Here is a 13,597-nt window from a genome sequence, read left to right as displayed (position 1 = left end):
AAATCTATGTAACAAAAACAACCGGCATAGCCTGCTATTTTACGTCATATGGCACATGATTAATCTGTAAGAACGTCAGAGTAGCCAGTGTGAAATAAGATAGTCATAAAAGAGGGCAACATTATGAGTGATAGCATCCGCGTCGGGCTTATTGGTTACGGTTACGCGAGCAAGACTTTTCATGCGCCTCTGATTGCCGGGACGCCGGGCATGGCGCTGGCGGCAGTTTCCAGTAGCGATGCCACGAAAGTGCATGCCGACTGGCCCTCCGTGCCGGTTGTTTCTGAACCTAAGCATCTTTTTAACGACCCTAATATTGATCTGATCGTCATTCCCACCCCCAATGACACGCATTTTCCGCTGGCAAAGGCCGCACTGGAAGCCGGTAAGCACGTTATTGTCGATAAACCCTTCACGGTGACGTTGTCACAGGCGCGCGAACTGGATGCGCTGGCAAAAAGTTTTGGAAGAGTGCTTTCGGTATTTCATAACCGCCGCTGGGACAGTGATTTCCTGACGGTAAAAGCGCTCCTTAATGAAGGTACGCTGGGCGAAATCCTCTTTTTTGAATCGCACTTTGACCGGTTCCGCCCTCAGGTCCGAAACCGCTGGCGTGAGCAAGCCGGGCCGGGCAGCGGCATCTGGTACGATTTAGCGCCGCATCTTCTCGATCAGGCCGTAAATTTGTTTGGCCTGCCGGTCAGCATGACGGTCGATCTGGCCCAGCTCAGACCCGGAGCGCAAACCACTGACTACTTTCATGCCGTCTTGAGTTACCCGCAGCGGCGTATTGTACTGCACGGGACAATGGTGGCAGCCGCTGAATCAGCGCGTTATATCCTCCACGGTACCCGCGGGAGCTATGTGAAGTTTGGTCTCGATCCTCAGGAAGAACGCCTGAAAAACGGCGAGCGTTTGCCGCAGGAAGACTGGGGCTATGACATGCGGGACGGGATTGTGACGCGGGTGGAAGGCGAGGAGAGGGTTGAAGAAACGTTACTGACGATCCCGGGTAACTATCCGGCGTATTATGCCGCTATCCGTGATGCGCTAAACGGGACGGGGGATAACCCGGTTCCGGCCAGCCAGGCGATTCAGATTATGGAATTGATTGAACTGGGGATTGAATCAGCCAAACACCGCGCAACGCTCTGTCTGGCGTGATTCTGGCAAAGCCGGGTAAGGCGAAGCGCCCACCCGGCAACGGGCTTAGCCGCGGGCGACCTTATCCCGCAGCGCCTGTTTCTCTGCTGGCGTCAGGAAGGCGATGTCCAGGCCGTTAATCTGCGCCTGGCGGATCTGATCCTGACTCAGGCCAGCCTGCGGTGCGGCGACGGTGTACTCATGAATAATATCCACGCCCTGTACTGCCGGATCGTCCGTGTTCAGTGAGGCCAGAACACCGTGATCCAGGAAGGTTTTCAGCGGGTGATGCGCCAGTGATGCCACTGTGCTGGTCTGAATATTGGACGTCAGACACGATTCAATACCAATACGCTGCTCGGCAAGAAAATCCATCAGGGCGCGATCTTCAACGGCTTTGACACCATGACCGATACGCTCTGCACCCAGCTCACGGATGGCCTGCCAGATGCTTTCAGGGCCTGCCGCTTCACCGGCATGCACGGTAATGTGCCAGCCGGCGTCACGCGCGCGGTTGAAATGAGAAAGGAACAAACTGCCCGGGAAGCCGAGTTCATCACCCGCCAGGTCAACGGCAGCGATCGCATCACGATGCGCCAGTAACCCTTCCAGCTCCTGCAGACAGGCCGCTTCACCGAAGGTGCGGCTCATAATGCCAATCAGGCGAGCCTGAACGTCGAAGGTTTTACACCCTTCGCGCACGCCGTCAATTACCGCTTCAACCACACCTGCAACGGGCAGGTTGTGGGTCATCGCCATATAGCCTGGCGAAAAGCGCAGTTCAACGTAGTGCAGGCCATTACGGGCGGCATCTTCAATATTTTCGAAAGCAACACGGCGGCAGGCATCCAGCGAGGCCAGCATCTTCACGCCCCAGTCGAGTTTGCTCAGGAAACTGACCAGATCCGGTTCATTTGAGGTGACCTGAACGTGGGGGATTAGGGTCTCAATCGTTTGAGCAGGGAGCGTGAGATTGTACTGGCGGCCAAGATCGAGGATGGTTTGGGCACGAATGTTACCGTCAAGATGGCGGTGAATATCAGTTAGTGGCAGGCGTGTATCAATCATGGTCGCACTCTTTTCTGGTTAAAGTGCGTCATATTATAAAAACAAAACGAGGTAAAAAGCTATTTGCGCAAGGGAATATTCCGTTGCGCAATCTGATTACAGGAGCGTCGTTATGCCAGCGATCAGCCGCTGAACCCCTTGCTCAAGCTTGCTACGCGGGCATCCCGCGTTCAGACGGACAAAACCGTCACCCTCTTCGCCGTAGGTGTTTCCCGGCATGATGGCGACCTTTTGCTGCTCAATCAGGACTTTTTGTAGCATTTTATCGTCAAGGTTGAGTGGGCGTAAATCGATCCAGGCCAGATACGTGGCTTCCGGTGGCTGCCAGTTGAGCGTCGGAAACGCGCGGTGTAATTCGCGTGCAATGTACGCCAGATTTTCCTCCAGATACGCCCGCAACGCATCCAGCCATGGCTCTCCCTGCTGATAGGCAGCAATGTGGGCCGTCAGCGCCAGTACGGAAGGGGAAGAGAGCCCGTCACGACCTTTTAATGCGCTGAGGTAACCGTTACGGCTCTGTTCATCGCCAATCAGCCCCCAGGCACCGGTGAGCGCCGGTATGTTAAAACTTTTTGAACCAGAGCTCAGAAGTGCCCATTTGCCGCGTGCCACTTCATTCCACGGCGTATGGCGACGGCCTCCCCACACCATGTCCATATGAATTTCATCGCTGATCACCGCCACGTCATAACGGGCGCACAGTTCTGCCATGTGACTCAGCTCTTCACGGGTCCAGACTTTACCCGTGGGATTTTGCGGGCTGCACAGCAGCAAAATTTTGTTTTCCGGTTTTGCCAGCGCCGCCTCAAGTGCGGCCCTATTTCCCTGCCAGCCCGTGGCATGTTTTTCCATCGCTACGCCGACCACCTGGCGGGCATTCCCCTCGATGGCCTTATAGAACGCATCGTAAGCGGGGGTATGGACCACCACGCCGTCGCCGGGAGTTGACCAGAGGCGAATCAGTTCGGATACCATATAAATAACGGAAGGCCCGTACACGAGCGATTCGGTATCAATGTGGCTGTTAAAGCGTTGCCGGAACCAGTGCGCCACAGCGGCGATAAACTCTTCATTTTTCCAGCGGCTGTAGCCAAACACCCCGTGATGAATACGCTGGTGCAGCGCTTCGGTGATGCAGGGCGCGGTCGCGAAATCCATATCAGAGATGGTGAAGGGCAGCAGATCGGCCGCGCCAAAGCGGTCGGCGACATAGTCCCACTGCGTGCACCAGGTGCCGTGTCGATCCACGACGGTTGAAAAATCGAACATGACTCAAGTCCTTAAAGAAAAACCCCCTCAGCGCGAGGGGGTGAGGCATCAGGCTTCCACTGTACGCATCAGGGTTACCAGCTCATCTTTCACTGACTGAACCTGCGGGCCGATAACCACCTGCAAATTATGTTGATTTAACTGTACCACGCCGATGGCCCGGTTGGCTTTCAGGGCGTTGGTGTCCACTTTCGACATATCCGCCACCGACAGGCGCAGTCGGGTGATGCAGTTATCCAGAGAGGTAATGTTATCCGCACCGCCTAGCGCCGCCAGAATAGCAGGGGTGTTATAGCCGGACTTACCCACGGTACCTGCAACTGCCTGCTCAACGCTGCTGGCGGTATCGGTATCCCGCCCAGGCGTTTTGAGGTTAAAGCGGGTGATGGCGAAGCGGAAAATGCCGTAGTACACCGCGAACCAGATAGCGGCGACCACCGGTACCAGGTACCACTTGGTCGACAACCCGTGCAGGATCCCGAACACCACAAAGTCGATGACGTTGCCGTCGGTATTCCCGATGGTGACGCCCAGCACCGCCATCACGGTGAAGCCCAGACCGGTCAGTACCGCGTGGATGAGATACAGCACTGGCGCGACAAACAGGAACAGGAATTCGATTGGCTCCGTTGTACCGCCCACGACGCAGGCGATGACCCCGGAAATCAGCAGCCCTTTAATTTTATGGCGGTTTTCCGGACGAGCACAGTGATACATGGCCAGCGCCGCACCCGGCAAGCCGCCGAGGAAGGCCGGCATTTTACCCTGCGACAGGAAGCGGGTTGCACTTTCAGAGAAGCCGTGCGTGGTCGGGCAGCTCAGCTGTGCCTGGAAGATGGTCAGCGCACCGCTCACATCGTGTCCGCACACCTCCATTGTGCCGCCCGCTTCGGTAAAGCGGATCAGCGCCACCAGAATATGTTGCAGACCAAACGGCAGCAGCAGACGTTCGCCGGTTCCGAAGATCATCGGACCAAAATCGCCCGCACCGTTGATGATGCGGCCAATCCCGTTAATCCCCAGCGCAAAGACCGGCCAGATAAGCGGAATAATAAGGCCAAACAGACCCATGACCACAAGGGTTACAATGGGTACAAAGCGGGTGCCCCCGAAGAACGCCAGCGCATCAGGCAGGCGAATATTGTGGAAGCGCTCATGCAGCATCCAGATAATCACCCCGGCGATCACCGCGCCGAGGATCCCGGTATCAATGGACTGAATCCCGATAACGCTCTGAATGTTGTTCGCTTTAAGCACGGCGGCATCGGTGGTGGGCAGAATGCCTTTTGCCGTCAGCCAGAAGTTCACCGCAAGGTTCATTACCGCATAACCGACAAACCCGGCAAAGGCGGCCACGCCTTTGTTCTCGCGTGCCAGACCCAGCGGGATAGCAATACAGAACATCACCGGCAGGAAGCTAAAGGCGAAGGAGCCAACTTTACTCATCCAGATAAAGATCGCCTGCAGCACAGGTGTCCCGAGGAACGGGATCAGCGTGATGACGTCCTTACTGCTCAACGAACTGCCGATCCCGAGCATGATCCCGCAGAACGAGAGGAGTGCCACGGGCAGCATAAAGGTTTTACCCAGTTGCTGGAAAAATTCCCACAGCGATATTTTTTGTGCTGCTTTCGCCGTCATAAAACGACTCCTTTATTGTTAAAATCAGTTTATCTGCTTCAATGCTGCGAGAAGATAAAACGTTTTATCAAATTTTAGTGCGCTCTGAATCACATTCTCAGGCTTTGACTGGTAGTATAAAGATTACATATTGATAAAACGTTTTACCGATCTCATTTCAGGGAGTCACGCCGACACATGGCTGTAGCGAAAAAAATCACCATCAACGATGTCGCGCTGGCGGCGGGGGTTTCCGTCAGCACCGTTTCACTGGTGCTCAGCGGGAAAGGACGCATTTCTCCCGCGACCGGGCAACGGGTTAACGAGGCGGTTGAGCAACTGGGCTTTGTACGTAACCGCCAGGCATCAGCGCTGCGCGGCGGCCAAAGCGGTGTGATCGGTTTGATTGTGCGTGACCTGACCTCTCCCTTTTATGCCGAACTGACCGCGGGCCTGACCGAAGCGCTTGAAGCGCAGGGACGGATGGTCTTTTTGCTTCACGGCGGTCGCGAGGCCGATCAGCTCCTTTCCCGTCTGGATATGCTCCTTACGCAGGGCGTCGACGGGGTGATCGTCGCCGGCGCGTCGGGGGTGAGTAATGACTTGTGCGAGCGCGCCGCCGAAAAAGGCGTGCCGCTGGTGTTTGCCTCGCGCGCCAGTTATCTGGACGAAGCCGATACCCTGCGACCGGACAACATGCAGGCCGCACAAATGTTGACGGAGCATCTTATTCATCGGGGGCATCAGCGCATTGCCTGGCTTGGCGGAAAAAGCTCGTCCCTGACGCGAGCCGAGCGGGTAGGCGGTTACTGCGCGACGCTGATTAAATACGGCCTCCCGTTCCACAGCGAATGGGTGGTGGAATGCGAATCCAGCCAGAAGAAAGCCGCGGAAGCGATAAACGCGTTATTACGGAGTAGCCCGACGATAAGCGCCGTGATTTGCTATAACGAGGTGATTGCGATGGGGGCCTGGTTTGGCCTGATCCGCGCCGGGCGTCAGAGCGGCGAGGGTGGCGTTGAAACCTTCTTCGGCCACCAGGTGGCGTTAGGGGCATTTGCCGACGTTGGTGAAAACGCGCTGGACGATCTGCCCATTGTCTGGGCCACCACACCTGCCCGGGAGATGGGTTACACGCTGGCGGACAGGATCATGCAGCGCATCGAAAAAGCAGACGTGCAGGCCGGGCACCAGATTGTGTCGGCACGGTTAGTGACGGTGAAATAGTATTTCGTGGCACCAGTCTGAGTACCTGCAACCGGTAATAAAAAACCCCTCAGAGAGGGGTTTTGATGATTACTGCTGTGGTGCAGCGGGTGCAGCGGGTGCAGCAGGTGCAGCAGGTGCTTCAGGCACGGCCGGCGCTGCAGGTTCAGCCGGTTCCGGCATCCCCAGGGCAGGCATACCAAACATCCCGACAAAATCTTCCAGCGGCATTTTATCGCCGTTCAGCGTGACCTGACCGTTGGCATACTGCAGGCTGGTGGAAATGGTGTTGTCTTCCATCTTCGTGATGCGGAACATCTGGCCCATTGCCGCCAGGCCTTTCACCTGCTGGCTCGCCAGCTTGCCGGCATCTTCATCGCCATACCCTTCAAGCTTCGCAATCTGGGTCATAAACTCGGTGGCCATATCCACAGGGATGGTCAGCTTGCTGTCGAGTGACTTCACGCTGCGATCCACTTCCTGCGCCAGCGTCTGAGGTTCACCCGTTGCGGTTGCCGGGTCTTTCAGGAACAGGGACAGATTAAAGTTGGTTTCGCCTTTGCTGTTTTTCCAGCTCAGCGGGGCCACGGTGATAACCGGCTCGCCTTTCAGCAGGATGGGCAGGTTGTTCATCAGCACCGCCATGGCCTGCTGCTGGTAAACTTCCGGATTCTGCTGCAGCGCGGCATTGCTCAGCAGTGCCTGGCTCTCTTTGCTGTATTTCTGGCTAAATTCATGCCACGCCTGACCGTCGATATTGCCAATCTTCAGCGACAGTTTGCCGGTCCCGAGATCCTGGTTCTGCACTTTCAGGCTCTTCAAGGCGTAATCCAGTTGGGTATTGATGCTCTTACCGTCTTTAGACACGTCGGATTTGCCGTCCACCTCCATGCCTTCCAGCACGGCCATCTCTTTACCTTCAACCGCGATAGCAATCTTGTCGAAAGAGAGTTTCTGATTACCGATACGCTCTTTAAAATCGGTCATCTTGCTGTCGCCGTCGGCTTTCAGATTATTGAATGTCAGCTGAACCTTTTGACCGTATTCATTGACGGCATTGATCAGGCCGCTCTCTGCTTCACCGGTCAGGGAGAAGACATTTCCATCGCGGTCAGCATCAACCTTGAAATTCCCCCCGCTAAAGGTCACTTTCTCGTTATCTTTCTCGTAGTTCAGTGCTTTCAGATCGATACTGGAACGTGTGTCACCGGCGTAGCTGATGCGGGTGTTAACCTCGAAAGGTGACTCGTTCTTTGCCAGATCAAACAGAGGTTTGGTTAAGTCGTTATTCACCAGTACAGTGTGAACAGACGCCATCGACGGGATCAGGTTAAAAGACGTTAACTGTGCCAGCGGGAACGGACCGTGGCTGACCACTTCATCCAGTACCACGCTTTGGCCCGGTTTCAGCCAGCCATTTTCATTACCGGCAACAGGCTTGACCACCACCTGCATATGGCTGGTAAAGATACCACGCTGATAATTCTGGTAGGCAAGCTCCACGCCTGCTTCCGGCGCGCCACGCTTAAGCTCTCCGTTAGCCTGTGCCACCATCTCAGCCAGACGGCTTTCCAGCTGTTTCCCGGTAAACCAGGAGGCACCTGTCCAGACCACGCCTAACGCTACAATCACTCCTACCGCTACGACCGATTTTTTCATTGCGACTATCCCTAAAATGAAACCAGGCGGTAGAAACCGCCCGGTGATGTAAAGTCTTCAACTAGCTTAGCAAGAGTTGTTAAAAAATTCAGTAAGTGCTTATAGCTTATTAAAAACACGCGCCAGACGACCGGTACCGCTCACGCTCACCGGCGACTCGTTTGCCGCTACAAATGCCGATTCGCCTGGCTTGAGCACCAGACGCTCGCCACCTTTATGCAGCGTTGCTTCACCCTCAACGCAGAACAGGATTGCTGCGCTCTCCTGCGCGATGGCGGTTTCTGCCGGACTCAGGTCATGCAGTGAGAAGGCAAAATCATCCACCGGGATCGGGAAGTCCAGCTCCGCACCCTGTTTAACAGGCTGAGTCAGCAGGTGATCCGCAGGCTTCGCCTCAAACTTCACGTTGGCAACCAGCTCAGGGATATCAATGTATTTCGGCGTCAGGCCTGCACGCAGTACGTTGTCTGAGTTGGCCATCACCTCCAGCGCCACGCCCTGCAGGTAGGCGTGCGGGGTTTCAGCAAACAGGAACATCGCCTCGCCCGGGTTCAGCTTCACCACGTTCAGCAGCAGAGGGGAGAACAGGCCGCTGTCGTCCGGGTAGAATTCAGAAATCAGGCGGATGGTATCCCACGGCTCACCGTGCTGGCTGTCCAGCGCTGCTTTCAGCACCGCCAGGGCGTGAGATTTCTCTTCTCCCTGCATGTTCAGCAGGCTGGCGAAAAGCTGGCTCAGGCCTTCTGCATTCGGGTTTTCCAGGAAGTGGGCAATAGCGTTGTTAGCACCCGCCACCGGCTGCAGCAGGGAGATAATTTCTGAGAACTCGCGAAACGCGTTCATCGCCAGGAAGGGGGTCAGCGCAAAGACCAGTTCCGGCTTGTGGTTAGGATCTTTGTAGTTACGCTCGGCGGCATCTAACGGAATACCGGCCGCATTCTCTTTCGCAAAGCCCATCTCAGAGGCTTTTTTATTCGGGTGCACCTGAATCGAGAGCGGCTGGTCGGCGCACAGCACTTTAAACAGGAACGGCAGCTCACCAAAACGGCTGGCAACCTTGTCACCCAGCAGGGTGGCTTTGTCGGCATCAATCACGTCGCGCAGAGAGCGAACCTGGCCGCTTGCGTCTTCAATTTTTGAGCTGCTCTTCGGGTGCGCACCCATCCACAGTTCTGCCATTGGCAGGTTGTTTGGGTTCGCGATACCGTAGAGATCCGTTAACGCAGTTTTACTTCCCCAGGCGTAGTTTTGCACTGAGTTAATGAGTTTTTGCATTATCAAGCCCTGATTCAATGGTGGAATTAACTCCGGGTATTAAAGCAATAAACCACATGGAAGTAACCTGTGGATGTAAAAAGTCGTACTAGTCTCAGTTTTTGTTAAAAAATTGTGTAGGATAAGCTGACTCGCTTTTAAGCGGGCAGCGGAACATCTGCCCAAATAATCAGACTGAAGCAGTAAGTGAGAGAACAATGTCGAACAAACCCTTTCATTATCAGGATCCTTTCCCCCTCAGTAAGGATCAAACCGAATATTACCTGTTAACCCGCGATCACGTCTCCGTCTCTGAATTCGAAGGGCAGGAGATCCTCAAGGTCGATCCGCAGGCGCTGACGTTACTGGCGCAGCAGGCTTTCCACGACGCCTCGTTTATGCTCCGCCCTGCGCACCAGCAGCAGGTTGCCGATATCCTGAGCGACCCGCAGGCCAGCGAAAACGACAAATACGTCGCCCTGCAGTTCCTGCGTAACTCGGATATCGCGGCGAAAGGTATTTTACCTACCTGCCAGGACACCGGCACGGCCATCATTGTGGGTAAAAAAGGCCAGCGCGTCTGGACCGGCGGCGGCGACGAAGCGGCGCTGGCGCACGGCGTGTACAACACCTACACCGAAGACAACCTGCGCTACTCGCAAAACGCGGCGCTGGATATGTACAAAGAGGTCAACACGGGCACAAACCTGCCTGCGCAGATTGACCTGTATAGCGTGGACGGTGATGAATACAAATTCCTCTGCATCGCCAAAGGTGGCGGTTCAGCGAACAAAACCTATCTCTACCAGGAAACCAAAGCACTGCTCACACCGGGCAAGCTGAAGAATTATCTGGTTGAGAAAATGCGCACGCTCGGCACCGCTGCCTGCCCGCCGTACCATATTGCCTTTGTGATTGGCGGTACGTCAGCAGAGAGCACCCTGAAAACGGTGAAGCTGGCGTCGACCAAATACTACGACGGCCTGCCTACCGAAGGAAACGAGCACGGCCAGGCGTTCCGCGATGTTCAGCTCGAACAGGAACTGCTGGAAGAAGCGCGTAACCTCGGCCTGGGCGCGCAGTTCGGCGGCAAATATTTTGCCCATGATGTGCGTGTGATCCGTCTGCCGCGCCACGGCGCCTCCTGCCCGGTCGGGATGGGGGTCTCCTGTTCTGCGGATCGTAACATCAAGGCGAAGATCAACCGCGAAGGCGTCTGGATCGAAAAACTGGAGAACAACCCAGGGAAGTACATTCCTGAAGCGTTGCGCAAAGCGGGCGAAGGTGAAGCCGTTCACGTTGACCTGAACCGTCCGATGAAAGAGATTCTGGCGCAGCTGTCTCAGTATCCGGTGTCGACCCGTCTCTCTCTTAACGGAACCATCATCGTTGGTCGTGACATCGCTCACGCGAAACTGAAAGAGCGTCTGGACAACGGTGAAGGGCTGCCGCAGTACATCAAAGATCACCCGATTTACTACGCAGGCCCGGCCAAAACGCCAGAAGGCTACGCCTCTGGCTCGTTAGGCCCGACCACCGCAGGCCGTATGGACTCGTATGTTGACCAGCTGCAGGCCAACGGCGGCAGCATGATCATGCTGGCAAAAGGAAACCGTAGCCAGCAGGTGACGGATGCCTGCCATAAACACGGTGGCTTCTACCTGGGCAGCATCGGCGGTCCGGCTGCCGTACTCGCGCAGGGCAGCATTAAGAGCCTGGAGTGCATTGAATACCCGGAACTGGGTATGGAAGCTATCTGGAAAATTGAAGTGGAAGATTTCCCGGCGTTTATCCTTGTGGATGACAAAGGTAACGACTTCTTCAGGCAGATCCAGTCCTCTCAATGTTCGGCGTGTGTGAAGTAATCTACTATAGCCGGGTGGCGTTCACGTCACCCGGCACATCAAAGAGCGCACAAAGCGCCATATCTTTTCTGTAAAGCAATCAATACTTATCTCTGAAGCATGTGAGCAATCCCGACAGTGTTATCAAGGAGAAAGTAATGACTACGGTACGCCGTGAGAAAGACTCTATGGGCGCGATCGATGTCCCGGCTGACAAGCTATGGGGCGCGCAAACCCAGCGTTCGCTGGAACATTTCCGTATTTCGACCGAGAAAATGCCCGTCTCGCTGATTCAGGCGCTGGCGCTCACTAAACGTGCGGCCGCCAAAGTGAATCAGGATTTAGGCCTGCTGGCGGCAGATAAGGCCACCGCGATTATCACTGCTGCCGATGAAGTGCTGGCCGGCAAGCATCCCGATGAATTCCCCCTCGCCATCTGGCAGACCGGTTCTGGCACCCAGAGCAACATGAATATGAACGAAGTGCTGGCGAACCGGGCAAGCGAACTGCTGGGCGGCGTGCGCGGTATGGAGCGTAAGGTTCACCCGAACGATGACGTAAACAAAAGCCAAAGTTCGAACGACGTCTTCCCGACGGCGATGCACGTGGCGGCGGTGATTGCGCTTCGTGAACAGCTGATCCCGCAGCTCAACGTGCTTAAAACCACCCTTGGCGAGAAGGCGCAGGCTTTCAGCGATATCGTCAAAATAGGACGTACTCACCTGCAGGATGCCACGCCGCTGACGCTCGGCCAGGAGATTTCCGGCTGGGTGGCAATGCTAGAACATAACCTCAAGCACATCGAGTACAGCCTGCCGCATCTTGCAGAGCTGGCGCTGGGCGGAACGGCGGTCGGTACGGGGTTAAATACCCATCCGGAATATGCGGTGCGCGTTGCCGACGAGCTGGCGGCCATCACCGGGCAGCCGTTTATCACGGCGCCGAATAAGTTTGAAGCGCTGGCCACCTGTGATGCGCTGGTTCATACCCACGGTGCCCTCAAGGGGCTGGCAGCGTCGTTGATGAAAATCGCCAATGATGTGCGCTGGCTGGCCTCGGGTCCCCGTTGCGGTATCGGTGAAATTAGCATTCCGGAGAACGAGCCGGGTAGCTCAATCATGCCGGGCAAAGTAAACCCGACCCAATGTGAAGCCATGACCATGCTCTGCTGTCAGGTAATGGGTAACGACGTTGCCGTTAACATGGGCGGCGCGTCCGGTAACTTTGAGCTGAACGTCTATCGCCCGATGGTGATTCACAACGTGCTTCAGTCCATACGCCTGCTGGCGGACGGTATGGAGAGTTTCAACGAGCACTGTGCGTCAGGCATTGAGCCAAACCGCGAGCGCATCAGCCAGTTGCTCAATGAGTCGTTGATGCTGGTGACCGCGCTGAATACCCATATCGGCTACGACAAAGCCGCTGAGATTGCGAAAAAAGCGCATAAAGAGGGGCTGACGCTGAAAGCCTCCGCTCTGGCATTGGGTTACCTGACGGAGGCTGAGTTTGATGCATGGGTACGCCCGGAATCGATGGTCGGCAGCCTGAAATAATCACTGCGCCACATACAGGTGCAGCCGCGGAATGATCAGCTGCAGCGGTTGCGCCTGAGGTCTGTAACGATGCTGGACATTTTCAGCATCGTAATTCAGCAGTTCGCCAATATCCGGCACAATGGCCCCTTGATCGGCATCATAAAGTGCGATCAGCGGCGTCGGGCAGGCATACTGTACCTGCTTTTGCTGGCCGGAATACCAGACGCGCGCGATAGGCTGCACCTTCACCGGACGCTTAATCTTAAGCCGGGTATCTGCCGGCAGTGAGGCGATGCTGTGGTACTCCTGCTCAAGCCGTTCAATCCACTGCTCGCGTGACCACGGTGCGACAGTCCGCGGTGCCTTCAGACTCTTTTCCAGCTGCGCCAGAATGTCATCCCGGGTGAAGTTTTTAATGATGTGCTTGTTGGCCCAGCCGAAGCGAAGCGTAGCGGGATGACGCAGTACCGTGAGCGTACGGTAGGCATTCAGGGTGATTAATCCCGGTAGCTGTCGGTGTACCCATTCAAAACGGGCGGCAGGGGCCAGACCCGACTCTTCAGTGATGATCTTTTCAAACGTCGCCTTAAGCGTGTTGATATGCGCAATCTGGTTTTCCAGCGCTTCTCGCGTTGTTGCATCGGTTTGCAGGCAGATTACGCCCGGCAGACGAACGGCCGCCTTACTGCTGCGGTTTTCTGACTGCTGCTGGATAAACAGGCGACGGTAGTGCCGCAGCGTCAGTTCCAGCGCCGCTTTGCCGATATGCTGCTGTACCTCAATGGTTTCCAGCGGGTCGTGTTCAGCGCCTTTCACCACATCCGGCAGGGTAAAGACCCGCGCGGCTAACAGACGGCAGGTCTGCAAACGTTCGGTCAGAGTCAGTAACTCGTGTTCAATGTCGCGGAACGTGCTGTTCAGCCTTTCGATGAGATCGTACGTCGCCATGATAACTCTTCATTAGTTACAACATACTTATCATATAGCACAGCACGCCGG

10 protein-coding genes are annotated in these 13,597 nt (G+C 55.7%); 4 read left to right on the top strand and 6 right to left on the bottom strand.

Annotated features, from left to right (window positions below; genetic code table 11):
• The first annotated feature begins 123 nt into the window (after positions 1–123).
• Positions 124–1,164: an oxidoreductase gene (locus HV157_RS03185; RefSeq protein ID WP_182268514.1), complete on the top strand. Its 1,041-nt coding sequence runs from the start codon at positions 124–126 to the stop codon at positions 1,162–1,164.
• A gap of 45 nt (positions 1,165–1,209) precedes the next feature.
• Here HV157_RS03185 and add read toward each other — a convergent pair whose 3' ends face one another.
• From add to malX, 3 genes are all read right to left on the bottom strand, one after another.
• Positions 1,210–2,211, bottom strand: coding sequence for an adenosine deaminase (add, locus tag HV157_RS03180; RefSeq protein WP_182268515.1), 1,002 nt, complete (start codon positions 2,209–2,211; stop codon positions 1,210–1,212).
• A gap of 96 nt (positions 2,212–2,307) precedes the next feature.
• Complete coding sequence (locus HV157_RS03175; RefSeq protein ID WP_182268516.1) at positions 2,308–3,480, bottom strand: MalY/PatB family protein; 1,173 nt, start codon at positions 3,478–3,480, stop codon at positions 2,308–2,310.
• A 48-nt stretch (positions 3,481–3,528) separates the two neighbouring features.
• Positions 3,529–5,121, bottom strand: a complete 1,593-nt coding sequence (gene malX / locus HV157_RS03170; RefSeq protein ID WP_182268517.1) for a maltose/glucose-specific PTS transporter subunit IIBC — start codon at positions 5,119–5,121, stop codon at positions 3,529–3,531.
• 177 nt (positions 5,122–5,298) lie between these two features.
• Here malX and HV157_RS03165 point away from each other — a divergent pair, with 177 nt between their 5' ends.
• Positions 5,299–6,327, top strand: a complete 1,029-nt coding sequence (locus HV157_RS03165; protein WP_014169810.1) for a Mal regulon transcriptional regulator MalI — start codon at positions 5,299–5,301, stop codon at positions 6,325–6,327.
• A gap of 69 nt (positions 6,328–6,396) precedes the next feature.
• Here the strand turns inward: HV157_RS03165 and HV157_RS03160 are convergent, their stop codons facing one another.
• On the bottom strand, positions 6,397–7,965 hold the full coding sequence (locus HV157_RS03160; protein ID WP_032678031.1) for a YdgA family protein: 1,569 nt from the start codon (positions 7,963–7,965) through the stop codon (positions 6,397–6,399).
• A gap of 99 nt (positions 7,966–8,064) precedes the next feature.
• Positions 8,065–9,240: a mannose-6-phosphate isomerase gene (gene manA / locus HV157_RS03155; protein ID WP_020884317.1), complete on the bottom strand. Its 1,176-nt coding sequence runs from the start codon at positions 9,238–9,240 to the stop codon at positions 8,065–8,067.
• Between the two features lie 197 nt (positions 9,241–9,437).
• Between manA and fumA the strand changes: the two genes are divergently transcribed.
• Together fumA and fumC are read left to right on the top strand one after the other, a co-directional pair.
• On the top strand, positions 9,438–11,084 hold the full coding sequence (fumA, locus tag HV157_RS03150) for a class I fumarate hydratase FumA (protein WP_025204339.1): 1,647 nt from the start codon (positions 9,438–9,440) through the stop codon (positions 11,082–11,084).
• Positions 11,085–11,221: 137 nt separating this feature from the next.
• Complete coding sequence (fumC, locus tag HV157_RS03145) at positions 11,222–12,616, top strand: class II fumarate hydratase (protein ID WP_020884315.1); 1,395 nt, start codon at positions 11,222–11,224, stop codon at positions 12,614–12,616.
• On the opposite strand, the gene tus is transcribed toward fumC, so the two are convergent.
• The gene (gene tus, locus HV157_RS03140) at positions 12,617–13,546 is read right to left on the bottom strand and encodes a DNA replication terminus site-binding protein (RefSeq protein WP_014169815.1); all 930 of its coding nucleotides are present in this window, start codon (positions 13,544–13,546) and stop codon (positions 12,617–12,619) included. It abuts the gene before it with no gap.
• Between the last annotated feature and the right edge of the window lie 51 nt (positions 13,547–13,597).

This window comes from Enterobacter sp. RHBSTW-00318, assembly GCF_014101375.1.
Lineage (GTDB): Bacteria > Pseudomonadota > Gammaproteobacteria > Enterobacterales > Enterobacteriaceae > Enterobacter > Enterobacter ludwigii.
Note: the sequence above shows the minus strand (reverse complement) of the source record. Positions and strands in the feature narration are given on the sequence as shown.

Bases quoted from the DNA above. Each gene is read 5' to 3' on its own strand.
- HV157_RS03175 (WP_182268516.1), bottom strand. From the start codon at position 3,480: ATGTTCGATTTTTCAACCGTCGTGGATCGACACGGCACCTGGTGCACG.
- HV157_RS03185 (WP_182268514.1), top strand. From the start codon at position 124: ATGAGTGATAGCATCCGCGTCGGGCTTATTGGTTACGGTTACGCGAGC.
- add (WP_182268515.1), bottom strand. From the start codon at position 2,211: ATGATTGATACACGCCTGCCACTAACTGATATTCACCGCCATCTTGAC.
- fumC (WP_020884315.1), top strand. From the start codon at position 11,222: ATGACTACGGTACGCCGTGAGAAAGACTCTATGGGCGCGATCGATGTC.
- malX (WP_182268517.1), bottom strand. From the start codon at position 5,121: ATGACGGCGAAAGCAGCACAAAAAATATCGCTGTGGGAATTTTTCCAG.
- manA (WP_020884317.1), bottom strand. From the start codon at position 9,240: ATGCAAAAACTCATTAACTCAGTGCAAAACTACGCCTGGGGAAGTAAA.
- HV157_RS03160 (WP_032678031.1), bottom strand. From the start codon at position 7,965: ATGAAAAAATCGGTCGTAGCGGTAGGAGTGATTGTAGCGTTAGGCGTG.
- fumA (WP_025204339.1), top strand. From the start codon at position 9,438: ATGTCGAACAAACCCTTTCATTATCAGGATCCTTTCCCCCTCAGTAAG.
- HV157_RS03165 (WP_014169810.1), top strand. From the start codon at position 5,299: ATGGCTGTAGCGAAAAAAATCACCATCAACGATGTCGCGCTGGCGGCG.
- tus (WP_014169815.1), bottom strand. From the start codon at position 13,546: ATGGCGACGTACGATCTCATCGAAAGGCTGAACAGCACGTTCCGCGAC.